Source organism: Buttiauxella selenatireducens, assembly GCF_031432975.1.
GTDB classification, from domain to species: domain Bacteria; phylum Pseudomonadota; class Gammaproteobacteria; order Enterobacterales; family Enterobacteriaceae; genus Buttiauxella; species Buttiauxella selenatireducens.
Genome location: NZ_CP133838.1, coordinates 3402650 through 3428170, shown reverse-complemented (window position 1 = coordinate 3428170; position 25521 = coordinate 3402650). Strand labels below are relative to the sequence as shown.

14 protein-coding genes are annotated in these 25521 nt (G+C 52.5%); 1 reads left to right on the top strand and 13 read right to left on the bottom strand.

The features are described from left to right. Positions 1–84 precede the first annotated feature (84 nt). Entirely contained in the window at positions 85–9735 is a 9651-nt protein-coding gene (locus RHD99_RS15870; RefSeq protein ID WP_309875113.1) for an autotransporter outer membrane beta-barrel domain-containing protein, read from the bottom strand. Positions 9736–9830: 95 nt separating this feature from the next. Continuing rightward, a complete protein-coding gene (locus RHD99_RS15865) occupies positions 9831–10595 on the bottom strand; it encodes a bestrophin-like domain (protein ID WP_309875111.1) in 765 nt (254 codons plus the stop codon). 394 nt (positions 10596–10989) lie between these two features. On the opposite strand from RHD99_RS15865, the gene RHD99_RS15860 reads away from it, so the two are divergent. Next, positions 10990–12180, top strand: a complete 1191-nt coding sequence (locus RHD99_RS15860) for an OmpP1/FadL family transporter (RefSeq protein WP_309875110.1) — start codon at positions 10990–10992, stop codon at positions 12178–12180. A 503-nt stretch (positions 12181–12683) separates the two neighbouring features. Here the strand turns inward: RHD99_RS15860 and RHD99_RS15855 are convergent. The 11 genes from RHD99_RS15855 to RHD99_RS15805 form a co-directional block, all read right to left on the bottom strand. Then, a complete protein-coding gene (locus tag RHD99_RS15855; RefSeq protein WP_309875109.1) occupies positions 12684–13679 on the bottom strand; it encodes an HAD family hydrolase in 996 nt (331 codons plus the stop codon). Then, positions 13676–14692 (bottom strand): oxygen tolerance domain protein, encoded by a 1017-nt coding sequence (locus RHD99_RS15850; protein WP_309875108.1) that lies wholly within the window; start codon positions 14690–14692, stop codon positions 13676–13678. The genes RHD99_RS15855 and RHD99_RS15850 overlap by 4 nt, the downstream gene beginning before the upstream one ends. Continuing rightward, a complete protein-coding gene (locus tag RHD99_RS15845) occupies positions 14689–16212 on the bottom strand; it encodes a vWA domain-containing protein (protein WP_309875107.1) in 1524 nt (507 codons plus the stop codon). Before RHD99_RS15845 ends, RHD99_RS15850 begins: the two co-directional genes overlap by 4 nt. Further along, on the bottom strand, positions 16209–17186 hold the full coding sequence (locus RHD99_RS15840; protein WP_309875106.1) for a vWA domain-containing protein: 978 nt from the start codon (positions 17184–17186) through the stop codon (positions 16209–16211). The genes RHD99_RS15845 and RHD99_RS15840 overlap by 4 nt, the downstream gene beginning before the upstream one ends. After that, complete coding sequence (locus RHD99_RS15835) at positions 17179–17619, bottom strand: DUF4381 family protein (protein WP_309875104.1); 441 nt, start codon at positions 17617–17619, stop codon at positions 17179–17181. Before RHD99_RS15835 ends, RHD99_RS15840 begins: the two co-directional genes overlap by 8 nt. Further along, the gene (locus tag RHD99_RS15830) at positions 17620–18525 is read right to left on the bottom strand and encodes a DUF58 domain-containing protein (RefSeq protein ID WP_309875102.1); all 906 of its coding nucleotides are present in this window, start codon (positions 18523–18525) and stop codon (positions 17620–17622) included. Continuing rightward, complete coding sequence (locus RHD99_RS15825; RefSeq protein WP_309875100.1) at positions 18525–19523, bottom strand: AAA family ATPase; 999 nt, start codon at positions 19521–19523, stop codon at positions 18525–18527. Before RHD99_RS15825 ends, RHD99_RS15830 begins: the two co-directional genes overlap by 1 nt. Further along, positions 19520–20815 carry an anaerobic sulfatase maturase gene (locus RHD99_RS15820; protein WP_183273180.1) on the bottom strand — a complete coding sequence of 432 codons (1296 nt, stop codon included), beginning with the start codon at positions 20813–20815 and terminating at the stop codon, positions 19520–19522. Before RHD99_RS15820 ends, RHD99_RS15825 begins: the two co-directional genes overlap by 4 nt. A gap of 59 nt (positions 20816–20874) precedes the next feature. Then, a complete protein-coding gene (locus RHD99_RS15815; protein WP_309875099.1) occupies positions 20875–22479 on the bottom strand; it encodes an arylsulfatase in 1605 nt (534 codons plus the stop codon). A 175-nt stretch (positions 22480–22654) separates the two neighbouring features. Next, positions 22655–23959 carry a glycoside hydrolase family 28 protein gene (locus tag RHD99_RS15810; protein ID WP_309875097.1) on the bottom strand — a complete coding sequence of 435 codons (1305 nt, stop codon included), beginning with the start codon at positions 23957–23959 and terminating at the stop codon, positions 22655–22657. A gap of 28 nt (positions 23960–23987) precedes the next feature. Then, positions 23988–25346: an MFS transporter gene (locus RHD99_RS15805; RefSeq protein WP_309879182.1), complete on the bottom strand. Its 1359-nt coding sequence runs from the start codon at positions 25344–25346 to the stop codon at positions 23988–23990. Between the last annotated feature and the right edge of the window lie 175 nt (positions 25347–25521).

Below are 25521 nucleotides of genomic sequence, written 5' to 3'. Positions count from 1 at the left end.
TTCCGTAAAAAGCCCGCAGCTCAAAGAACTGCGGGCTTTTACGTTTTTGTCAGATGACGCGCTGTTTATCTGACTTATCATTCCTTAGAAACGAATTTTCATCCCAATTGACGCATTGATATCGCTGCTGATGCTGGTATCGCTGCCACCGTTGCTCCACATTTTACCCACTTCCGTATAGGCTTCGGCGTTTTTATAAATGGTCCATGTTGCGCCAACGGCGGCTTCAGTGGTGCTGTATTTCTGGTCAGCGGTAATGACCGATTTACCTGCGTTATTGGTGGTGTTTTCAAACGTGGCGGTATCCTGCCCGTCGGAAAGCTGTTGCCACAGGTTAACCCGCACGTACGGTTTGACTTTGCCTACGCCGGTTTCATATTCCGCCGTGAGGCGTGCGCCGATACGCCCGATGATGGCATCGTCAGCATCCACCGAAGCGCGCGTTTTTGCGTCGCCCTGCAAAATCACGCTGTCGAAATCGCTGTGCTGCCAGATGAGCTGCGCCTGCGGTTCAAATGCCCAGTTGGTGTCACCAAAGCGAATCGGGTAACCCGTCTCGACCGAGGCCACAAAGCTGTTGCCGTCCGGGCTGTAGCTGTTGCGATTTTGCGCATTTTTCAGGTCGATACTGTGGTTGCCATATTGCAACACGTTGTCGACGTAGAAACCGCTTTGTGCGGTATATGTCGCATAACCGGCAACATAAGTGGAGAGGGTGGAATTGTACCCCGCAGTGCCATAGCCGCCAGAGTTCGCTCCCTTGATACTGGTGTCGTTATCCACAATGGCGGTGTACATCCCCGCACGCCAGTTTTCATCGACGTACAAATCGAAACCAATCTGCATGCCGTTGATATTGCTGTCTGTTTGTGAAGCCGTGGCATCATTAAACGATTGATGGGTGGATTGAGCGATATACCGCGCCCAGAAGCGCTGGTCGTTATCCTGAGTGACGTTGGTATTCCACGGTTGTTCGTCACCGACGCGCTGGTGCAGGGTGCCAAGTACCGCCAGGTCGCCCTGACGAATCGTTGACGGAATGGTCACGAAGATCGGCACTTCAGGACGATAAGAGGTGCGCAGGAACCAGTCTTCGCCTTCTCCCAGCCCGTTACCGGCAAACAGGCGGTATTCCCACGCGCCCGCTTCCAGGTGATCCGCGCCAATGGTAAACGCGTCTTTGGTAGTCTGCGCGGTGGTGGTGGCACCGTTGACTGCGTCAACCACCAGAATACCGTCGCCTTCGGTTTGTTCACCCAACTGGCTGACGTCGATATCGAGTAACGTTTTGCCTGTCGCTGTGCCACCGTTAATCACCAGATGGTCAGCCACGCCTGGGCTATGCTGCTGGGCGGCGATTTTCAGCACGCCGTTAAGCCCAACATAATCGCCGTTGACCGTCAGCGTAGAACCGACATCACCGCCACGCAGGTTCACCGTACCCTGGTTTACCAGCGAGTTGACAGTCTGGTTTTCTCCTCCGGTATCCAGTGTTGCGCCGCTGCTGACGATATGGCTTGAAGCCGCGCTAAACCGGTTCGCCCCCTGCGCCTGTAACGTGCCGCGTTCCACCAGTGTGATACCCGAATAAGTATTCGTTCCGCCCAAAACGGTGGTGCCAGAACCCTGCTGCCATAGCTGGCCGGTTCCGGAGATATTGCCCGTCAGTGCAAGCTCATTAGAACGGTTAACCTGGAGCACGCCGTTATCGACGATATTGCCGATAACGCTACCCTGTTCGCCGCCGGTACCCAGTTGCAGATTCCCTTCGCTGATGGTGGTGCCACCCGTGTAAGTGCTGTCCTGGGTCAGGGTTAACGTGCCAGCACCGGCTTTGGTCAATGCGCCGCTGCCGGAAGCTGCGCCGAGCAGCGACACGTTATTACCGTTGGTATCGAGTGTGCCGCCGTTTGCGGCAACGGTAAGGTTGCGGTCGGTATTGAATGCCGCACCATAACGGAACGTCCCGCCGTTAAGCGTAATTCCTGTTCCAGCCTGGCCCAGATTCGCATCTTGAGAAACCTGTAACGTACCGTCAGACACCGTCGTGCCGCCGCTGTAGGTGTTATTGCCGTTGAGCAGCAACGTCCCCACGTCGGCTTTATCAATACCGCCCGTACCCGCGATGACCGAGTTGATGGTTGCGGTGGTGTTGGCACTTTGCACGGTGCCATCGCCGACGCGAATCAACGTGTCGGCGGTGTTGGTGGTGATCGTTCCGTCATTGATGACATAGCCGTCGGTGGCAAATTGCGCGCCGCTGATCAGCACTTCACCCAGGCTGTTATCCACCGTAACGATGCCTTGTTCGCCGCCAAATACCGCAAACGAGCCGTCGCTGAAGGGGGCGTTAAACAGCCCATCCGGGTCAGTCGCATCGGTTGACCAGTTGTCGTTGCCCCGGCTGTTTTGCCAGATGCCGTTACCGCCGTCTATTCCGCCGTTATTTTTAGAGACGGTAAGGTCACCATCCCAGAAACGCAGGACTACGCCCGTTCTGTTGACCAGGTTGACCTGGCCTGCAATCGACGTCTGGACATACAAATCGTCGGCCGCGTCCGGGGCGGTGCCGATATCCATAATGTTGTTAATCAAATTACCGGTGTAATTAAACACGCGGTAAATCCCCACGTTGAACGCGCCGCCCGGCGTTTGGGTGATGTTGAGTTTACCGTCGAGGTTCAGGTCGCCGTTGATATTAATCAGATCGTTAAGCGGGCCGCCCGGTGTAAATGCCTGGCCGTACTGGAAATCGACCTGAGCATTGTTACTCAGCGTCAAACCGCCAAGCGTTAACACGCCGACGCTTGCCAAATCGGCACCTGCGGCAAGATGCGCGTTATCTGCCACGGTGACTTTGCCGCCTAATGTTCCCGCGCCGCCGAGAGTGGAAAGGGCATCGACGGTAACATCCCCGGTTGCCGCTTGTTGATTACCGTTCACCAGTAATACGCCTTGCTGCACGGAAGTATTGCCGGTGTAAGTGTTATCGCCGGTCAGCGTTAATGTGCCGCTGCCGATTTTGGCGAGCCCGCCGTTTACGCCCGAAATCACGCCGCTGATGATATCGCTCAGGTTAAGCGAACCTTCGCTCAGCGTTTGTGCACCCAGCTCAACGTTCCCGGCACCTGAGAGCGAGCCGACCGTGGTACCACTGGTGGAACTGGCGATATTCACCACGCCGCCCGTGTTGTTCGCGATTTTCGCATTCTGCGCCTGGGCATTGCCGGCGAAAGTCACCAGACCGCTATTCGCGACGGTCGCAGAACCGGCGTTAGCCGTATCGCTCAGATTAAGCGATGTGCCTGCCGCCAGCGTAATGGCTGAATTGCCGCCGTTGGCGGAGCTTGCGAAATTAACATCGGCACCGTTTGCCGCGTTAATCACGCTGCCTTCCGCCGTCGCGCTGCCATTGAAGTTCAGCGTTGAATTGTCGAGGTTGACGGTATGCGTCTGTGCCGATGCACTGTTATTGAAATTCAATGTCGCCTGGTTGTTGACCGTCAGCACGCTTGCCGCCGGGCCAAGTGCGCCGGTGATATTGGCGTTGACGTTCACGTCAGCGGTGCCATTTTTACCGGTGATGGTGGTGGCGCCTTGATAAGTATTGGCGTTATTGAGCTCCAGATTACTGGCATCGGTTCCCGCTGATGAGTCCAGCACGGTCAGCCCGCCATCACCGCCAATCAGCGTTGGGGTAAAGGTGTGGCCGAACAGGTCGAACTGCCCGCCGCCGGTCGCACTCAGGAATATTGGCCGCGCGGTGGCGTAGTCCGCGCCGATTTGTAGCGTGGAATTGTTGTTAACCAGAATCGACGTGCCCGCAAGACCGAGGTTGTCGTCGGAGGACACGTTAAGTGTGCCCTCGTAAATCACCGTGCCACCCTCATAATCGTTACTGCCGGTCAGAATTAAGCGGCCAGGGTCGAGTTTAATCAGCTTGAGCGTGTCCAACAGGCTGGTCTGATGCAGGGTGGTATTAATGGTGGTGGTCACGTCTGCACCATCACCGCCAGCCCCGACTCGGATAGCAAAGAAGGCATCCGCCGGTGTTTCACCCTGAGATGCATAGAGCGTCGTCGGGACCTGGCTGATGCTGCGGGCGATATCCAGCGTGCCGCCCGTCAGCAAATAGCCATCGGTATCAAATTGCATACCCGATGTCACCACCGGGCCATTGGCATTGCTGACCACAACCGTACCTGCATCACCCTGGAAAATAGCAAATGCCTGCTGCTGCCACGGTGCGTTACCGACACCATCGGAAAGCGTCCATTTATTGTCATTGACGCCTGCGCTTGAGCTCCATATCCCATTCCCACCGTTAACCACGCTATTCCCTTCAATGCCCGTCGGGCCGTGGTTTGCTGCGGCATCCCCATCCCAGAACTGGAGGTTCGTGGTATCCGGCGCAAAGCCTAAGACTAAGTTAACCTGGTTGGGTAGCGTCACCTGGACATTATAAATAGCGGAGTTGTTCGGGGGCAGCGACACAATACTCAGCCCGTTGTTGACGAGTGAGCCATCGTAGTTAAACAGGCGATAGACGCCCGGTGCGAATATCCCGCCCGCCGACGTGGTCACGTTCAGATTACCGTCAAGCGTCAGATTGCCGCCCACATTCACCAGGTCGTTTAACGTACCGCCGGGTACAAAACGCTCCCCCAGCTCAAACTGGTTGTTGGTGGTAGGGGCAAGCGTCAGGTCGCCATTTATCGTCAGCGTGCCTGCGCCGCCGTCGCCGGGTGCTAATGTCGAACCGGTAAAGATGACGTTACCGCCGATAATGCCTGTACCGCCTAATGTTCCTGCAACGGTCGTATCACCTATTGCGGCCGACTGATTGCCGTTGACCAGCAGCGTACCCGCATTTACCTGGGTCACGCCGGTGTAGCTGTTGGCACCCGTCAAACGGGTGACGCCGGTGCCATCCTGATGGAATGCGCCCGTGCCGATAATCACACCGCCAAGGTTAACGACATCAGATTGGTTAATGATCAGAATGCCGTTATCAATAATGTCAGTGGCTGGGGAAAGTGCGCCTTCGGCACCCCCCACACCCAATTGTAAGGTGCCGCCAGTGTCGATAATCGTATCGCCGGTATAGCTGTTTTCACCGGTCAGAATCGTGGTGCCGCCGGTTGCGCGATTCAACTGACCCGTTCCGCTGACAATGCCTGAGTACACTTGAGCGGCTGACGTTCCATCGAAAACAATGCGGCTTTCCAGGCCGTCAATGTTGACGTTGTAATTATTGATGGTGGCGTTATTGACCGTCACCGCATTGTCGCCGGTGCGCAATCTGGCTCCGCCCGTCACGCTAATCGATGGCGTTCCGGAAAGCACAAGGTCATTGACTACGCGTACATGACCTTGTGTACCGTTGATTGAAAGTGTGCTCCAGCCAGTGCCGATGTTGGTTGCGGTGAGCACGTTATCCGCCGCCAGCGTGCCAATTAACGTCGGGCCTGCGCCGCCGTTCCACAGATGTGTATCGGTGAGCGTGAGCTGATTATTGGTTCCACCTTCGCTCAGGATATGGCGCGTGTTGCCTAAATCGACATTGCCAATCAGCGCCTTATCGTTGCCATCGGCTCCGGTAAAATCTACCGCGCCGTTAAAGGTGCCGCTGTTCCAGGTGAAGGTATCGGTACCGCTGCCTGCGGTAATCAGGCCGAGCGTCGCGCCACCGTTAAGGGTAATCAGATCGTTACCGCTGCCGCTTAAAATGGCGGTTGCCGTGTTGCTAGCTGCACTCAGCGTCCCCTGGTTGGTGATGGTGTTATTGGCGGCTCCACTGGCGTCGATAGCCACTGAATTCTGGCTGCTATCGGTAATCGTCCCGCTGTTCAAAATAGTGCGCGCTGAAGCGGCGCCGTTCACCCGCACCAGTGCCTGGTTGTTTGCCGTGCTGGTGGAATTAATCGTGCCGGTATTGGTAAACGATGAGGCGTTGTCTGCACGCACGCTGCTGTTCACATCGCTGGTGGTTTGGATGTTCCCACCGTTAGTGACGGCGCTGGCATCAATGGCTGAGATTGCCGAGCCGCTGTTTGCCCCCATGGTGATATTGGCGCTGGACGTCACGGAGCCGTTGGTTTTTGCCAGAATACCGTTGCCGTTTGCGCCCGTTGTTCCTGGCACGTTAATCGTGTAACCGGTGCCGATGCTGAGATTGCCGGTGGTATTACTGCCATCGGCCTGTTCAAACGCAAAACCCGCGCCGCTGCCAGAAACGTTGAGAATGTTTCCTGTCCCTTCGGCGTTAAACGTCACGGCGGTGCGAATGGCTGGCCCGTCTGAGGCGTTAATCGTCACGGTATTCAGGTTAATGTTTGAGGTGGAAGCGTTGTTGTTGATGCCCGCACCCGAACCAGAAATATCAATCACCGTATTGCTGGCGGTGAGAGACGCCGCGCCCGCATCCATACGGATACCGTCCGCGCCACCGCTGGCGGTGATTTGGTTGCCTGCACCGTTGATAGTAAGCGTTGCACCGTTATCGATAAGCTGAACGGCGGCAAGTCCTCCATTGGCGGTGACATTACCCAACTGTGTCACCTGAGCGCCCGCGCCCTGGACCTTCACGCCCACATTGCCACTGCCGGGAGCGCCGCTCACCGCAATCGCTCCGGTGTTCGTCAGCGTGCCCTGGTTCTGAATATGAACGCCAATATTGTTAGCGCCTGAAACGCTGATTGGCGCGTTATTAATACCGATACCGCCGTCATGCAACCGCAGGCCGGTGCTGTTATCGCCATTCAGGTTAATGCCCGCACCGTTGAGCGTGGCCTGGCCTTTGTAAGACACGTCATAACCGGTAATGCCGCTTTGTGCGGCACTGGTGGTGATGGCGACATCTGAGCTGACCAGCGTGTTGCGCGCCTCACCCGCGTTGCTGACGTTTCCATCAATGGTGTAAACACGCCCATCAATGACGACGCCTGTCGTATTGTCGTGGCTGAGGATGATCCCGCCGTCGTTGATCGTGCCTTGCGCGCCGCCGGTCACTTTTACGCCAACCGCATTTTCACCATTCACATTGATGGTTGCCGCACCGGTATTGAGGGTTGAGAGCACATCGTCGCCCGTACCGACTTGCCCGTCAGGGCCATCGTCCAGACCATGCGCAAACACCCCAATGGAGCGATCGCCCGTCAGGGTGAGTTGATAAGCACCCGCCGACGTGCCGCTATCGCCGTCGAAAGTGGCTCCGTGGTCGATAAGAAACAGGAATGCGTGCGTCTGGCCGTTATCATCAATGACCGCATTGGCGAGGTTTATCTGAGCGGCTTGTCCGTAGGCGTAATAGCCAATCTGGTCGCTGTTATTAAAATTCAGCGCAGCATCTGCGCCAACGTTAATCGTGGCGCTGCCACGGGCATGAGCGCCAATGGCACCCGCGGCGAGGAGATTCATGGTTGAATCAATATTCGCGGTGGCCTGGATGCCTTTTAGCCCTTCGGCATAGACCGCGTAATTACGGTAGGTCAGTGGGTTGTTATCGGAGCCGCCTGCGTCTCCGGCGGCCCCCACGGTGATTATCCCGGTGTTTGTCGAAACGGCGGTGGCAGCCTGAGTGGAGGCCAGAATACTGATGGCGGCATTGTTATCACCAAACACGTTGATGAAACCGTTATTGGTGACATTTTGGGTATCAATAACGGAAAGCCCATAGTTAGGCGCAGCGGCTCCGCCCGCCAGTTGCCCAAACACATTAATGATGCCGTTGTTGGTGACCTGGCCTGTTGCGCCGTTAACCAACATCCCGACCGCATTGCGGGTTTGCGTGCCGAGCGTAATGGTGCCGTCGTTGGTGACGTCTCCCGTGCTGCTGGTCACAATACCCGCCGATTGCGCCTGTCCGCCCACCATTAAGACCGGCGTGTACACTTTGGTCGCGGTAATGGGCGTGCTGCCAATAAAAATATTCCCGGAAGCCTCATTGGTAAAGGTTGCGGCATCGCCAATATCCACGGCATAACCGGACGCTCGCCCATCGGCGTTAAAACTGTTGCCTGTTAAGGCAATGGTGCCGCTACTGGTTGCCGATGTGGTTCCACGCGCCTGAAGGCCAACAGCGCTGGCAGAACTGCCGTCGGTCAATGCGATGTTGATGAACCCCTCGTTGTTTACCGTACTGGCTCCCAGACCCTGAATACCGATGCTGCCCTGGTTATGGACATTCTGATTTGTCTCATCTTTTTCGATAAACAGGCCTGCGATTATCGTTCCGGTGTTCAACGCGGTGGCGTCAGTGACCTTCATAGCAATAGCCGTCGGGCTGGACCCGCTGCTGCTCCAGGCATTAATCGCGCCGTTGTTGGTCAGGACGGCGTTGTTATCGCCACGCATCACGGCTGACGCGCCGTCAACCCCCAGGCTGCCTTGTGCGGTCACGGTACCGGAAGCGTTGGCTCCCGTGGCGTAGATGACATTCAGATCGCCTGTGGAGAGAGTGGCGTTATTGGTATGCGCCAGTTGGTCATTCCAGACATGGTAAGACAGGTTAACGCGGTTTTGTTGCTCATCGCCCAGCAACTCTTCAATGATGCCGTTGTAAGTATTTTGAGCGATGGTGCTGGAATCAATCACGACACTGCCGAAATCAGGCGGAAGTTGTACTCCGCCGGTTAACCAAAGCTGAACCTGGCTTTGTCGACCCGCATACGCCCCCTGGCCCAGTAAAAAGTCGTTGACGGTGGCAATATCCTGGGCGGAATTAATCGTGAAGGTAATTGAGGGTTGGAGGGGATCCAAAATAACCTGCGGCCCAACCTGGATATAATTCGGCAACGTAATACTGTCGCTGTACTCCGAACTCACGGCCTGCAATCCCGAGATATCATTTGAGATAACCGCCGCGGGGGCAAAATGAATATAGTTATCAGAGATCCAGGTCGTGCTGCTGGTCGGGGTGCTTGTTGCTGATGCCTGAGCAAGAATCGAGTTTTTTGCCAGCAGCTCAATGGTATTTGTCGGTGCGGCAATAGGGCTCGTGCCGTTGGTGTCATCACCGATATTAATATTGGCTATGCCACCTACGTCGGTGACTGCCGCAATACCAAAGTTGTTATAAATGCGGAAAGAGTTGGGATCGTAAACGTTGAGTGAAAGATCGCCGACCAGCGAGGTGCCAGGCGCTGCAAAAGTCCCGGAATCATAGACTTTAATTACCGAAAAACTTCCTTCAAGGCCCGGCACCTCAACGTTGAGTTCCTGGTTTTGTTGCGGGGTAGAAGGGTTTGTGGAGTAACTGAAAGTATCAATGTTGGCCGAGGTGATTGGCGTGGTATTGCCTTGCGAATCCGTGGCGACAATCGTGGTAATGCGCCCGGCTTCCGGGCCACCGCTATCGGCAAGGGCATCACGAACCAGTACCGACGTCGCACTGCCGTTCACACCCGGAGCGATTTGTGGAATAGGGCCCAGAATATCCAGCGTGGTGCCTGCCGCATAATGGTTGGCCGTGGCGGTATCGTTATCAATGGTAAAGGCGATCCCCGTTTCCCTGACCTGATCGTAATTCACCAGCGGTGGGAATAAATAGGAAGGGTATGCCGTCGACCAATTGACTTCATCTGCGTAAACCGGAGCGGCCATTAATAGCGAAACGCTTAAGGCGACCGCATGGCGCACTTTACCCCGGCCTTTCTTACGGCTTTTGGTGGTTTCTGAAGCCACAACGAGCGCCTGTTGGCTCTCGTTCCATACGAGACGATATATACGGTTCATATCCAGAGCTCCTGACGCGAATCAATACTGTTATGATAATTTTTATTAATGCTAAGCCATTCGGTATTTATTACTCTTTGAAACACCTGAGGTTTTTATTGCAAAGATTGTTTGAGTAATATCAGGTTCTGCGGTTCGATAAGGATTAATCCCCCTCGAGGGCTTGATATATCAGCAACAAGAGTCAGAGAAGTGGCAATCATTACCGGTAATATAAAAAGATAAACCTTATTACTTTTGCGGCTATGCGAACCATAACCAATAAGAATGTTGCAAAACACGGCTATCGTAATAAGTAACACCCAGGCCGAAACGGGAAAACGTTTAATCCATGCTGCTTGAGTATAGCCCTGGGTGTTAATAACATCATTCATTCCAGAAATCGCCAGTGCGGTAACGGGTGTGGTTGAGAGGCTGGCCTCATTTTTCATGGTTTGCCACAGATCGTTTTGAATAGCGGCGGTTTTTTTGTCTACCTGCGCAAGTTCTTCACGGTCCGTTAATTGATACCAGCTGATACGTAAATCGAGATATTTTTTTAATTGTTCTCTCGCAGTAGACGTATTTGCGGCAGAAAGCAAGTCGGTGCGTAAATATTCTGTCCCTATGGCGTTGGCTTCTTCTGATTCACAATCTTTTCGCTGGTCGTAGCGATTAACCGCAACGGAAAAGCTAAAGCCAATCAATAAGGCAAGCAGAGTCAGCGTGGCGGCTTGCACAATACTGAAATCTTTCAGCGTTTCTTCATCAAGATTCCCTTTACGATTCAAGCAGTAAACACCAATGCCTGATGCCAGTGGCAAGATGACAAGCAATGCAACAAATAAATAAATCGGATGGCTGATTAAAGTGCTTAGCATTACTTCTTATTCCCTGGCTGATGAGAAAGTTGTACAGGTATCCTAAGCGTTGCACAGTTCTAAAAAAAAGGTAGCCATTTCATAGAATTTTTATGCAAATCAGGCGTTAAATCTTCAGGTTGAAAATCCTTATAAATTACCGGGTCGGTTATTTCTAATAGCATAGTATTAGTGTGGTTTTATTTTTGTTGTTTTAACTCACGGGTGTGAATGTTGTCTTCTATAGTTTGAATTGTTAGTTGATTAGTCTATATATTCCAGGCGAGGTTCTTGCATCCGGATAGTAATATGCTTGTTTTGATTATGCTTTTTAAAATGTAAAAATAACATTTTGTTTATTTTGTGGTTATCCCTGAGCGATTTAGAACTCATGCTTATTTAAACGAGGCTATCTATGCAAAAGAATTTGTCGCAGATTGTTTGTGCGATGTCGCTTTTGTGCGTAACGCAGACTTTTGCCAGCGGGCTCTATCTTTATGAAGTGGGGACTGAAGATGTGGGGCTTGCGGGTGCTGGACAGGCAGCGCGGGCACAGGATGCTGGAACGATAGTCAGTAATCCCGCAGGTTTAACCCGTTTGCAGGGGGACAATCTGACGCTCGGTGGTCAGGCTTTATATGGCGATGCGCACTACAATCTGGAGGGCGAAGGAAAAGGGCCCGGTAACGTCATCGGCTGGTTTCCCGGAGCCAGTAGTTTTCTCAGCCACAGTGTCAATGATGACATCAAAGTGGGTCTGGGAATGTACGGTAACTACGGTTTAGGGCTGCATTTTAATGACTGGGTTGGCAGCCAATTAATCAATGATACAACGTTAATTGCGCTGACTTTCCAACCGGTTATTGCGTGGAAAATTGGCGATAAGTGGTCGATAGGCGGCGGTCCTGGTATCAACTACGGGTTATTTTCCCTGAAGCGCAACACGGCAGACGGTGAGGAGAAAACGGACGACCACGACTGGGCGCTTAACGGTAAGCTTGGGCTCTTGTTTGAACTGAGTGAGGCGACGCGCTTTGGTCTGACGTATACCAGTAAAACAAAATATGACTTTGACGTTAAAACCGATATCACGTTAAACCGTTTGCCCGGCAGCCCAACCTATTCACTGCCCTTGAGTGCGGCAGTTCAGACACCGCAACAATTGATGTTCAGCGCTTTCCACAATTTGAATAGCCAGTGGGCGCTGTTGGCGGATCTGGGCTGGCAGGACTGGAGTGCTTACAGTGGCAGTGAAACGTCAGTAGCTGGCCAGTCGTTACAAAGTAAAGATCGCCTGAAAGATACCTGGCATACGGCACTTGGCGTGCAGTTTCAGGCAACGCCTGAATGGCGGCTCAATAGCGGTATTGCTTATGACAGCAGTTTTTATAAAAACCAGAATGACACATCAATCACCATGCCATCCGGTGATGCCTGGCGCTGGGGGGTGGGAGCGCAGTACCAACTCACTAAACAGAGCAGTGTCGGTGGAGCTTTTGAATATATGAAGATGGAAAGCTCTACGGTTTCGGATTCCGCATTAGGCGGTACTTACGATAATCCCAATCTTTATTTTATTACGGCGAATTACAGTTATTTGTTTTAAATGTCTTCGCGGTCATGGTCGTCATTGCCGTTAATAATCTGTCTCTTATACAGACCTCACTGTACTAGCCTCCCAACAGGGTGGGATCTGTAAGCTTCGCAGGTTTTCCGTTCACCCACGCGACTGTATATCTCTGTAACCGTCGTTAACGGTGAACGTGCCAGGAGGGTTACGCCACCCTCCTGGCGACCTCGGCGCCCGGTTTTAAATTGCCGCTTCGCGGTAAACCCCAGCTTATCCCCAACGTTCAGGGTCGTTCGCGATTCGTTCCAGACGATCGCTCACTGGCGTGGTTCCCGACCACGCCACCCTGACTTATGGGGAACACTGGAGCAATTTATACCGGGAACAAGGTCAAAACCGGTTTGGTGGCTGCATATGAAGGAATACTTTTAGTGAACGGAACCTTCACTATTTCCAACATAAACAACCCATCCAAATCTCAACGACTTTGACGTGATATCCACCGTTACCAAATTAAGAACCTTTGAGTTATGAATAGCTTATTTTTTGCATAATGCCGGATCGAACACCGTTTTCCATGCTTGCTTCATATCGACAACGGTCCAACCTTTCTCCTGCGCCACTTTTAACCCCTCAATCAGCTTCCCGCTTGCAGGGGGATGGCTGTCATAGGCGTATTCGCGCTCGGCATCGGTGTGATGAACCAGCAAACCAAAGGTTTTATAATCCGGGTTTGACGCGGTGTACTGCATCATCGCCAGGTCGCCGTCACTGTTACCAAACGCGGCCACCGGGCGCTGGCCCATAAACAGATGAATGGCGACCGGTTTGGCTGCCGCATCGTCAAGAAACGCGCCTTTCATGGTTTTACGGATTTCGGTACCGTTATCCGTCAGCGAAAACTCACCGATTGAGAACGAACCAATAACTTGCTCAGGAGGAATGCCATACATTTTCTCCGCAATCACGCGCATAAAATCGATGCCGCCACCGGAAACAATCCACGTTTTAAAACCGTTATCGCGCAGGTAGTCGAGCAACTGGCGCATTGGCTGGTAGCCCATCTGATCGTAACGGCAACCAAAACGACTGTCGCGATGGCTGTCGACCCAGTTGCCAACTCGCTGGGCGAACTCTTCGGTTGTGATGTCGCTGTGGGTCAGTTCTAAAAGCCGTATGATTCCTTTCTCACCCGCTGCGGCAATGGTTTTCACATCATCATTAAGCGCCGCGCTCACAATCGGGTCGCTTTTCCATTCTGGGTGCTGTGGCGCCAGGCGTTTCACTTCATCAATCGCGAACTGTAACTGGAAAGTCAGCGGGGCTTCAGGCCATAACGTTCCGTCGTTATCAAATACCACGTAGCGTTTTGCCGGTGGGATAAAGGTCGAGCGATCTTTGTTGGTCGCGTTTTGCACCCACTCTTCAATAGCCTGTTTCGCGGCGGTGTCATTCCACGCCGAAAGCGGGTCAGCAGCATGCGCTACGCCGACAGTGCCCAATAGTATGGCGCTGAGTAATAAGGTCTTTTTCATCGTTCACCCCTTTTGGTGGGAGTCAGTTCGGGCAGCCGGATAGGGTTCCAGAAGCGTTGCCAGATGTGGCGTAGATACTTCACACAGCGCATCAGTAAGCGCCGAGTAAACCAGATAGCCAGGAAAAAACTAGCGGTTGAGCTGAAAATCAGAATAGTGCGCCATATCCCTTCGTTGGTTGTGCCGCGCAGGGCGGATTCACCGCCCGCCGCACGAGCCTCAAGAACCTGCATTGTTGAGCCAGGCAATTGAGCGACTTGCCACTGCTGATGTGCGGTATCCCACCAACGTAATTTTACCGGCGGCAGGGTGAGGGTGCCCGCCTGCGAGGGCAGGTAGCGCAGGACTTCTTCGCGCACCGCCCCTTCGATTTCACCACGCCCAGATTTTAGCAGCGTATTCACCGGCGTCAGGCGTTGGGTGTCAGTTCCCGGAATCGCATACAACAACTGCGGGATTTGTGTCGCGACAATCCCATTGGCTTTTACCGTGACGGTGCGTTCCACCACGTCTCCGGCGTGTAACTTGTCGTCTTTGCTGGCGTGATATTGGGTGATTTTTTGGCTTATCGTTAAGTGACTCGCGGGCAGGAAACGGTCCGGCTGCTCCACGCCTTTTGGCCAGACAACCTCTTTTTTCAGCTCCGGCAGTTGTACGGTAATCGGTGACTGGTTGGCTGAAGTGAGTGTGATTTCCACGGCCGGCATCCGCAGCACCCCTTGATCCCATGCGGTGACTTGCCGCTCAAGGCGCACACCGCTCCAGCTAATGCCATTTTTCTGGCGGCTGAGGAGCTGGTTGGGTAACGGCGTGGCCATCAGCGCACCGTTTTCGATTGTAAAATCAGGCCACGCCGGTGGCGGGTTAAACCAGCTATCTGTCCAGAAGGTGACGGCAACCCGCATCGGCTGACCGGGGGCGACATGTTCTGGCGCTTCAAGCTCGCGAGTGATGTCCATTGCCGCGTGGGCTGGGAGCGCCGTCAGCAAAAACAGAGCCCAAAAAACTCTCATGGCGTCTCCTCCGTATTGGCGCGGTAGAGGTTTTCCAACAGCCCGGATGGGGAGACTTCCAGGTTTTCAAACCACTGATTCACCTGCGGGCTGCTGCTGGCAACCGGTTGAATATCCTTCTGATTCACACCCTGATCTTTCTTCAGGTCATGCTTGATTTCGTCCGGCTTATAATCCTGTTCTTTACCCTGAGCGGCCTGTCGATCGCGCTCTTTTTGCCGCAGTTCCATAATGATTCTGGCGATTGCCGCACGGTTTTTCAGCGCCATTTCCCAGTCCGGGCGCAGGCTCAACGCGCGGTCATAGCTGTTAATTGCCTGCTGCCACTGTTTTTGTTGAGCATAGCTGTTGCCCGTCCATAACAGCGTTTCAGCGGTTTGTGGTGCCTGGCGAAACGCCGAGGTTGCCGCAACAAAATCTCTCGCGCGGTAATACGCAATGCCTTGCCAAAGCGGATCTTTGAAACGCTCTGCCGCCAGTGTGTACTCACCTTTGTTGAACGCGATTTGGCCCTGCATATCCGGGCTCACCCACGCATCCTGCCAGGCGGCAGAGCTTTGTGGCATGTAGAGAAGCGGTAGCAGGACAACCAGCCAGCAAATCAACTGACGCCGCCCAAACAGCAGCAATAAAAGCATAGGGATAACCAGCAGATAGCCGCTGTTTTTCCAGTGCAAATCGCCGCGAGCGTTGTTTTGTGCGGCTACCGATTGCTGGATGTGGCTGGCGAGCACCGATAAATCGCTATCGTCGGTGGTGACCAGCGTCACCGGGATACCCCCGTCACGGATTTGGCTAAAGCGCTCGACGTTCAGACGTGTATCAATGCCGCGCTGAGCATAGCTTTCCGGTAATTCCCCTCCACGAGCGGTGCCGGGAACCCAGATTTGAATCGGCGCTTTAAGCTGTGCAAGCCAGGCGGCATCCTGCGGTGAAACCGTGTCAGCGACCAGTATGATATTGCGCGGCATATTCGGCGTTTCTGGCATGTTTTTTAGCGCTAAAACGATGGCCTGCTTCAGCCCTGAGCCTTCCCCCTCTGGCAGTAAATTCGGGCTTTGCGCGTGTAAAAACAAGGAATAAAACGTCGGGTCGGAGGTTAACGGCGTGGTCAGATACGCATGGTGGTTGTAAACCACCAGTCCGAAATGCGTGCCGGTCGAGCGGTTCATCAAGTCCATGATTTTACTTTGCATTCGCTGGTGGCGGCTGGGGGCGACATCCTGCGCGAGCATCGCCGGGTCTTGCTGCAAAACCACCATCATATTGCTTTGCTGGGTCAGTGCTGCGGGCAATTCACGCTGCCAGGTTGGGCCCGCCAGCGCGATGACGCCCAGCGCGCATAACCACGGTAATATTTGAGTCAGTTTTTTTTGCCGCCCGATAATCAACGCGTTGGCGAAAGGTTTATCCATAATCTGGTGCCAGGCGCTGCGGCTGCGGGTGGAGATAAACCATAACAACACGCAAATCAGCAGGCCGAGTAGCCGCCAGGGATAAACAAAATGGACGTCACTCATGCTGTTTTCTCCCGAATAAACCGCCCGGCCGCGAGCAAAATCAGCAACGCCAGCGCCAGTAGCAGGGGCCACTGGAACAACGGAATGTGCCACGACCAGCCGATGGATTTCACCTGTACCGGCGTAATGGCATCGATCTCTTGCCAGACACTGTCCAGCGCGATTCCTGAGTTGGCGGCGGTCCAGGATTTTCCGCCAGTAATGCGAGCAATGTCCTGCATGAGCGGCAAATCTACTTTGTCATCGCCAGTGCTATTGAGGTCGCCAAAGGCGATGGTGTGAACCTGAACGTGATGCGTCGCCGCCAGTTGTGCGGCGAGTGCTGGCGCTAACTGCGAAGCGGTATCATTCCCGTCGGTGAGCAAAATCGCCAGCTTGCTGGCATCTTTATTGGTGGTGCTGTCGAGCAGTTTCACGCCAACGCCCAGTGCATCGCCGATGGCGGTTTGCTGGCCAATCATGCCGGGAGCGAGTTGGTTAATCCGCGTTTGTAACGCCTGTTTATCCTCGCTGACCGGGGCAAACGGCCAGGCCTGGCTTGCAAAAATCACCAGCCCGATGCGGTCGGTTTTACGCGCCGCGACGAATTTACGCACTGATGCCTGGACCGCCTGCAAACGGGTTAAACCGCCCTGAATATCGTTTTTCCCCATCGAGCCGGAAACATCCAGAATCAGCACCACATCGCGCATCGGTTTTTGTATGTGTTGCGGCGGCGTCAGGTATTCCGGGCGTGAAAGTGCTGCGACAAGCAGGAGCCACACCAGCCAGAAAACCAGATTGGCGAGTTTACTGCTGCGCACCGGCTGGCTGTTCAGTTTCAGCTCATCAATCAGTTCCGGTAAAAACGGCACGCGCACATGCTCTTTCACTTCGCGGTCTTGCGGTAAAAAATAACGGCCAATCAGCGGCAGAAAAATCAGCAGCCATGCCCAGGGCCAGGCAAAATCCAGGCGGCTCAGAAACTCAGACATAAGGCAGTTTCTCCAGCCAGGTGTTCAGCTGCGATTGCAGACGTGCGTTTTGAACCGCGTCGAGTTGGTTATCCGGCTGGCAATATTTGTCGCTCAGTTGCTGGCGCAAATCGTTGTCGATTTCCACCTGCTGTAACAGTTGCTGCGGTGAAAGAGTGTGGCTGATATGGCTGCGCGCCTGGTGCATCAGAAGAATGCGTTTAATCAGTTCCAGCCAGCTATCGGCGCTGTGCGGTTGTTGCAACGCAGCCTGTGCTTCACGACGCCATAAATTGCGCCGCCAGCGGGCAAAACGGAATAACAGATAAACCAGTAACACGAGGAGTAACACGCCGCCCAGAACAAACCAGCCTGGGGGCAGGGGAAACCAGGATATTTTCTGCGGTAGCGCCGGGAGCAATAATGCCGGCACGCTAAATCCTTTCTCCAGCATTCACACTCCCTTTTGTAGCTGTTTGATAAGATCCTGCGCGACCAATATCTGATTTACGCGAATACCCAGCCGTGTCAGTCGATTCGCAAGTCTGGACAGCCGCGATGTCACGCTCTGTTGGATCTCATCTTTTAGCCCTGGTGAGAGCGAAAATGCCGCTTCATGACCCTGATAGCGGGCAGCCAGATTGCCCTGCGCAGGGAGCGTCAGATGGAGATCGTCAAGGGTGACAAATGCGCTGATTTCACAGCGTCTTCTCAGGTTCGCAAGCAAGGCTTCTGCGGGGGCATCCAGGTCGTGAAAATCACTGATTATCGCTACCCAGGAGCCGCTGGGGATCAGTTGTACGGCGTGTTGCAACACGCTTGCGAGAGTGACTGTAGCGGGCGTTTCATCAGGATAACGTTCGGGTAATTGTTGGTTGTATTGCAGCACGTCGTCGAGCACCACAGGCAGACTGGTTCGTGGAGCCCGGCATTTTTGCAGGCTGTAATTCGTGTCGCTGAATATCGCGCAGCCCAGACGATCGCCATCGTGCCAGCTTCGCCATGCCAACAGGCCTGCAATTTTGGCGGCGGCTACCGATTTGGTTTGCCCCCGAGTGGCAAAAAACATATCCAGACGCTGATCGACAATCAGAAAAACCGGGCGTTCGCGCTCTTCGTTGTACAAGCGAATCCACGGCGATCGCAGACGGGCGGTGGCTTGCCAGTCGATTAGCCGGACATCATCGCCAGGTTGATAGCGCCTGAGACTGTCAAAATTTAGCCCACGCCCTTGTTGGCGCGACACGCGTTCACCCGCGAGCGCACCCGGTGGGATTTGCCCCGGCGGGTTCGACAGCAGCCGAGCTTCGCCTGCAAGTGCCATCAGCGTTTGGCGGTCCACCTGCAATGCGCTATTCATTACGCCACCACCGCATCGAGCAATAGCTTAATCACGTCATCTGGCGAGCAGTTATCGGCATTCGCCTGGTAGCTCAGCATCAGGCGGTGGCGCAACACCGCAGGGGCGACGCGCTGAATATCTTCCGGCAGTACCGCATCACGGCCTTCAAGCCACGCCAGCGCGCGACCGCAACGGTCGAGAGCCAGCGTGCCGCGTGGGCTAACGCCAAAAGTGATGTAGCTGGCGAGTGTGTCGCTGATACCCTGCGGATGACGCGTCATATCCACCAGGTTGACGATGTAATTTTCAATGGTGGGTGCGACGTAAACCGCTGAGATTTCCTGCCAGCACGTGGCGATATCTTGCTGCGAGAGCATCAGGGTTTCGGGTGGTTTTTCTTGCGATTCTTGAGTATCAGACTGGTATTTTTGCTGCTGTTCGGATCGCACCAGTTGCATCACTTTCTGCTCATTGGCCTTTGATGGGTAATCCACCAGAACTTTCATCAGGAAGCGGTCAAGCTGGGCTTCCGGGAGCGGCCAGGTGCCTTCCTGGTCAACGGGGTTTTGCGTAGCCAGCACCATGAAAACTCCCGGCAACGGCCAGGTTTTACCGGCAACGGTGACGTGGCGTTCTTCCATCGCTTCAAGCAATGCCGACTGCACACGCGCCGAGGCGCGGTTTATCTCATCGGCAAGGATGATGTTGCCAAACACCGGGCCTGGGCGGAAACGGAACTGGTCTTCTTCACGCGTGGCGTTTTGCTGGTAAATCTCGCTGCCGGTAATGTCTGATGGCAGAAGATCCGGCGTGAACTGAATACGCCGGAAATCGCCCTCTACGTGGCGGGCGAGCTCACGTACTGCGCGAGTTTTTGCCAGCCCCGGCAAACCTTCGAGCAAAACGTGGCCGTCACACAGCAGGGCGACAATCAGCATGCGGACCAGCGATTCCTGACCCAGTACTTGTTGGTTCATGCGCAGCTCAAGTTCGAGCAGTTTCTCTCGGTTTGTCATTTACGCAATCCTGCAAAGTCACGTTTCAAAATAGTGGCAATACCGACCAGGATCGGTTCGGCATAATTGAAGAACGCTTTGATGCCGGGGCAGAGGTAATTGAGGCCGGGTTCGCCGTCTGGGGTGCGCACCAGGCGGTTTTTCGGGCATTCACCCCAGCATAACTTCAGGTACGGGCACTGTTTGCAGTACTCCGGTAGCGTATCTTTTTTACCCATGCCGAAGGCTTGCTGACGTTCGGAAAACGCCATGTGCGCCAGTTTGGTGTTTTCGATATTGCCTAGCTGATATTCCGGGTAGACGTAATGGTCACAGGAATAAATATCGCCGTTCTTTTCGACCGCCAGGCCTTTGCCGCAGAATTCAGACGCGGTACAAATCTGCGCGGGCATGCCCATGGTTTGGGCAACGGCGGTTTCAAACAGGTTGACCTGTACACGACCTAAATCGTTATTCACCCACTCTTCAAACACGGTTTTCAGGAAGGTGCCCCAGTCTTCAGGGTCCACCGACCAGTCTGTAACGATAGAGTCGAGATCGCCTGGTCGTGCGCGGCGTGAGCCGGTAATCGGGATGGTGTCATCGCGCCAGAATTGCGGGGCGGTGACTTTGAAATCAACCGGTTCTACGCACGGGTTAAACTGCACGTAGGTGGCACCCAGTTCGCGGGTGACAAAGCGGTACACTTCCAGCGGGAAGCGGGCGTTGGTGCGGTTGACCGTGACCAGCGCATTAAACGGGACTTTGTATTTTTTAAGCGCCTCGACGCCTTTCATCACTTTATCGAATGTCGGTTTTCCGCTACGCGTGACGCGATAGCGGTCGTGCAATTCTCGTGGGCCGTCTATCGACAGACCAACCAGAAAACGGTGTTCTTTGAGAAATTCAGCCCATTTGTCGTTGATCAGCACGCCGTTGGTTTGTAAGTCGTTTTCGATGCGCTGGCCGGTTTTTTGGTACTGTTTCTGGAATTTGACGACTTTTTCAAAAAACTCGAGTCCCATCAAGGTCGGTTCGCCACCTTGCCAGGAGAAAACCACTTGTTCGCCATCTTGCCCGTCAATGTACTGACGAATGAAATTTTCCAGCACCTCGTCGCTCATACCGGTGTGGCGGTCTTGATGCAGTAACTCCTCTTTGTGCAGGTAAAAACAGTAGGAGCAGTCAAGATTACAGGTTGAGCCAGTAGGCTTCGCCATGACGTGGAAGCGTCGTTTGTATTCAGGGCCTTTGCCATCATATTTTTCTGCTGACGGTAATGCTTTAACCGGCAATGTCGTGCTGTATTTCATGGCTTTCCCCTGACAGCAGGCCTTGAAAAACCGGGCAGCTTCCCGCCCGGTGTGTTGTTTTAATTATTCGCGCCTGAACCTTGCTCAATCAGCGACTGAACGTCGGTGACGGTGAACGAGCCCGGTTTCTGGCGTGGTGGGAATTCTTTGAAGCTTTGCAGCATCTCACCCACATATTTCTGCGCACCACCCAGCAGGAATAGACGGCTGTAGAACCAGCTGTTGTAGTCCATACCGGTATCACCTTTTTCAAGCGGGTCGATTTCCAGATCGAAAATCATGGGTGCACGCAGTACGGTGAACGGATAACGCCAGACATCCATGCCTGTGTGTTCCTGAATCATGAAGTGCGCTTTCCAGCGGCCATAGCGAATCGCCAGCAAGTCGCCATCATCGCTCCAGTAGAAGAACTCTTTACGCGGGTCTTCACCTTTGCCTTGCAGGAAGTCGAGCTGGTTATAGCCGTCAAGATGGACTTTGTAGGTCATGGATGTGGTTTTGTAGCCTTTGAGCAATTGCTCTTTAATGTCAGGAACGCCTGCTGCGGCAACCAGCGTCGGGAACCAGTCATTACTGCCGAAAATGTCGTTAATCAATGTGCCGGGTTTGATGTGACCCGGCCATTTGATCATGGCAGGGACGCGGAAACCACCTTCCCAGCCGGTGTTTTTCTCACCTCTGAACGGTGTCATGCCTGAGTCCGGCCAGGTGGCGAGCATCGGGCCGTTATCGGTGGTGTAAAGCACGATAGTGTTGTCTTCAATGCCGAGGTCTTTAATCTTCTGCAACACCTCACCGATCATCTTGTCATGTTCAACCATACCGTCTGCATACGTCCCCAATCCGGTGACGCCAATGCTGCCGTCTTTGAGGTGGGTTTTGTTGTGCATGCGGGTGGTGTTAAACCAGGTAAAGAACGGCTTACCGGCTTTGGTCTGGCGTTCCATAAAGTCGTTGTTGGCGGCGAGAGTTTCCTCGTCAACCGTGCCCATACGCTTGATGGTGAGCGGGCCGGTATCCTCAATTTTGCCGTCGGCGGTGCTCTTAATTACGCCGCGAGGGCCAAACTGTTTACGGTATTCTGGATCTTTCGGGTAATCCGGGTTTTCGGGTTCTTCTTCGGCATTCAGGTGGTACAGGTTACCGAGGAATTCATCGAAACCGTGGGCGGTTGGCAGGAATTCATCCCGGTCGCCAAGGTGGTTTTTACCAAACTGCCCGGTGGCATAACCGAGTTGTTTAAGGATGTTTGCGATGGTTGGGTCGTCTTTGCTGATGCCTTGTGGCGCACCAGGCATGCCGACTTTACTCATCCCGGTGCGGAATGGCATTTGCCCGGTAATGAATGAAGAGCGCCCGGCGGTGGAGCTTTGCTCTGCGTAATAGGATGTGAACTTGGCACCTTCATTGGCAATACTGTCAATGTTCGGCGTTTTGTAACCCATCGTTCCCTGGTTATAGGTACTGATATTCCAGTAACCAATATCGTCGCCGAAAATCACCACGATGTTAGGTTTAGTTGAATCTTGTTTAGGGGCTTCAGACGACGTTGTTGTTGTAGTTGTTGTTTCTGTAGGGGCGGCATAGACGCTGGAAACGGCAGTACATGCTAACGTCAGCATGCTGGCGACCATCGTCTTCTGGAAAGGAACGTTCTTTAGCATCAGTAAAGCTCCAGTGAGTTAGGGGCTTTTTGAGTATAGAAGCTATTTAAAAGTATACGTTTTATTCACAAGACTAAGTGTGAGGAGAGGGCATTGCGGTATCGAGGCTAGCGTAAAGCCATCATTCGGCCTTACGCCAGCCTCGATAATAGGTGTATTTTTAATTTAATGACTGTTACTGATTATCAAATGTATCGTTTGAGTAATTGTTTTCTTCTGCAACAGAGACGGTGACATCATTAAATTGCAGGCCATTAACCGCAACGATGCGCCCAAATTCTTTTGCCTCAATATTGCATTGGCTGAATCGAATGTTCTCCATCGGTTTTTCTGGGAATGCGACCAGATCAAATGCCCTTGCCGGTAAAGCATAATCAGAATCTAAGGTGGCATTAACATTAGAGATACTAATATTCCTGACCTTAGTCATTTGCATGTCTTCGGGTATTTGCAAAGCAACGGCTTGCCACATAGTCGGTAACTGCTCAATATTTTCAAAGAGCTTTCTGTTATACGAGTTATGCCAGTCCATAATCCATGAGAATGGGAATTGAACATTCTTCATATGGAGGTTTTCTACAATGACATCCTCAATAAAACCACCGCGCTCTTTGGATGATTTCATTCTAAATCCACAATCCGAATTTTCAAATTCGATGTCATGAATATGTACGCCACGAATACCGCCGCTGACTTCACTGCCCAGCGTAATACCGTAGCCAGATTTTATTTTGCAATTATCCACTTCAATGTTTTCAGAGATTCTGCCCACACGGTGACCGTCGCCATCACGACCGGATTTGATAACGATGCAATCATCACCACATGAGGCTTCGCATTCGGTGACACGCACATTTGTGGAGGAGTCAATGTCAATGCCATCAGTGCTTGGGCCGTGGTTATCACCAATTTTTACTTTACGAACCAGGACATTATTGGCGTAGGTAATCTGCAAATTCCAGAAGCCAGCACGCTCAAATGTAAGATCAGAAATCTTGATATTTTCAGCTTCATAAATCAAGCAAGATCGCGGGCGTTTAACGAGATAGTCGGCGATCCAACGCAGGCCTTTCTTATCGTAGTCAACGCGCAAACCGCTGTTTTTGTCGGCACCACAATAGATATCCCACCAGTGTTGGCCTTGCCCATCAATCAACCCTTCACCTGAAATCTCGACATTATTTGCAGAGATAGCATTCAATATTGCTGCAGGCCATAACATTTCAACACCGGCCACGCGGGTATTAATTTCCGGATAATCAGAGATGTCGGTTGAACCTAACAGCGTTGCTCCCTTCTCAAATTTTAATTTACTTCCTTCTTTTAAGAATAGCGCACCAACCAAATAAATCCCTTTTGAAATAAAAACAGTAACACCTTGTTCTGCACCCTGGTTAATCGCTTGCTGAATAGCGAAGGTATCTTTTTCGATCCCGTCTCCGATTGCACCAAAGTCTTTAATATCGAGTTGAGTTGTCATGCTAAATCTCCCTTAATTAATTAAACGGTTAAATTCCGTTGATCTTATTCAAAGTTTTTTCCATATCAAGAGTGGTTTTCTTGTTCAATGGATAGAAGTAAATCAAAATTACGGCTGAAGCAAACAAGCAAAATGCTGGAAGAAGGTTTGCCATGGTATAAATACTTTCTTGAACTTCGAGGCTTTGTACTGATCCACCTGTAGAAGAAGATTGATAGTTAATTAACGCCAACATGAAACCACCAATTCCGCCTGCACACGCCTGTCCAATTTTTCTGGCGAAGAAGTTGACGCCGTACACGGTGCCGTCTTCACGAGTGCCAGTGACATACTGATGGTAATCGCACACATCTGTCATAAATGCCCAGATCATCAGGTTAAACAGGCCTGCACCCAATGTTGCCAGGAACAGCAGAACCAAATAGATCTTCGGATCTGTGATGTGGCAGAAATACATAAGTACATACATGCCAACTGAGAACATCAGTGCACAAACGCTGGCTTCTTTCTTGCCAAATCGCTTGGTTAAATAAGAGGCAGAAGGTGCCAGTAATACGAGAGAGCCAAAGGTAAACAAGAGTGCGACGGACATAGCCTGTTTATCATGGAAATAGTCATTGAACAGGTAAGTCATGTTGGTACCGGATAAGCCCTGGTTGATCACAATGAGCAGGTCAACCACGACCAGAACGATCAGTGCTTTATTTTTCAGCAAGCCTTTAACCAGTTGTGAAACGGGTACGCTCTCTTTCGCTTCAACACGGACACGCTCGGTTGTTAATTTGCAGGTCAATGTCAGGAAGATGAAAGCAAGACATGCGCAACCAATAGAGATCCAGAAGAAGTGCTGACCAGAAATAACCTGGCTGCCATCAACAAGGGTTTTGTACATCAGAATAGGGATAAAGAAGCCTGTTGCACCACCACCGATTGCCGAGCCAACGCTTCTGTATGTAGAGAGCGATACGCGATCGTCTGGGCTGGAACTGATCGCCGCTGACATTGCGCCATAAGGAATGTTGATGGTCGATAACAGAGCGCCGTATAAAAAATACGAAACGCAGATATAAATTATTTTGCCTGTATAGGAGAGCTCTTGTGCAAATGGCAAAAATAACATGACAGCAATGGCACAAAACGGATACTTCATTCTCCGAATCCACGGGTTAAAACGACCTGTTGCTGTCAATTTTGACGTGTCACACATACGACCAACAGTGACATCAACAAATGCATCAAACAGTTTTGTTCCGAAGTACAGTGACCCAACGATTATTCCTGACACACCAAGGACGTTGGTGTAATAGATCATAAGGAAGCTGTTAACCAGGCCTAAAATAAAGCAAGTCCCTAAATCACCACACAAGTAGCCAATTTTATCTCTCATGCCAAAAGGCCTTATTTTTGCCTTTATCGCTTTTTCATCAATCAAAACATTGGAACCCATAGAGTTAACCCCTTTAATCTCATGTAATTAAAAATTTAAAAATACATGTGAATCTGTAGACCAGTTTGCGTTGGTGTCATACATGTAAGTGGCGGCAAGAATAATTGGTATGACA

What these genes read in the sequence shown, in the direction of transcription:
- RHD99_RS15870 (WP_309875113.1), bottom strand. Translation starts at nt 9,735, where the DNA reads ATGAACCGTATATATCGTCTCGTATGGAACGAGAGCCAACAGGCGCTC.
- RHD99_RS15865 (WP_309875111.1), bottom strand. Translation starts at nt 10,595, where the DNA reads ATGCTAAGCACTTTAATCAGCCATCCGATTTATTTATTTGTTGCATTG.
- RHD99_RS15860 (WP_309875110.1), top strand. Translation starts at nt 10,990, where the DNA reads ATGCAAAAGAATTTGTCGCAGATTGTTTGTGCGATGTCGCTTTTGTGC.
- RHD99_RS15855 (WP_309875109.1), bottom strand. Translation starts at nt 13,679, where the DNA reads ATGAAAAAGACCTTATTACTCAGCGCCATACTATTGGGCACTGTCGGC.
- RHD99_RS15850 (WP_309875108.1), bottom strand. Translation starts at nt 14,692, where the DNA reads ATGAGAGTTTTTTGGGCTCTGTTTTTGCTGACGGCGCTCCCAGCCCAC.
- RHD99_RS15845 (WP_309875107.1), bottom strand. Translation starts at nt 16,212, where the DNA reads ATGAGTGACGTCCATTTTGTTTATCCCTGGCGGCTACTCGGCCTGCTG.
- RHD99_RS15840 (WP_309875106.1), bottom strand. Translation starts at nt 17,186, where the DNA reads ATGTCTGAGTTTCTGAGCCGCCTGGATTTTGCCTGGCCCTGGGCATGG.
- RHD99_RS15835 (WP_309875104.1), bottom strand. Translation starts at nt 17,619, where the DNA reads ATGCTGGAGAAAGGATTTAGCGTGCCGGCATTATTGCTCCCGGCGCTA.
- RHD99_RS15830 (WP_309875102.1), bottom strand. Translation starts at nt 18,525, where the DNA reads ATGAATAGCGCATTGCAGGTGGACCGCCAAACGCTGATGGCACTTGCA.
- RHD99_RS15825 (WP_309875100.1), bottom strand. Translation starts at nt 19,523, where the DNA reads ATGACAAACCGAGAGAAACTGCTCGAACTTGAGCTGCGCATGAACCAA.
- RHD99_RS15820 (WP_183273180.1), bottom strand. Translation starts at nt 20,815, where the DNA reads ATGAAATACAGCACGACATTGCCGGTTAAAGCATTACCGTCAGCAGAA.
- RHD99_RS15815 (WP_309875099.1), bottom strand. Translation starts at nt 22,479, where the DNA reads ATGCTAAAGAACGTTCCTTTCCAGAAGACGATGGTCGCCAGCATGCTG.
- RHD99_RS15810 (WP_309875097.1), bottom strand. Translation starts at nt 23,959, where the DNA reads ATGACAACTCAACTCGATATTAAAGACTTTGGTGCAATCGGAGACGGG.
- RHD99_RS15805 (WP_309879182.1), bottom strand. Translation starts at nt 25,346, where the DNA reads ATGAGAGATAAAATTGGCTACTTGTGTGGTGATTTAGGGACTTGCTTT.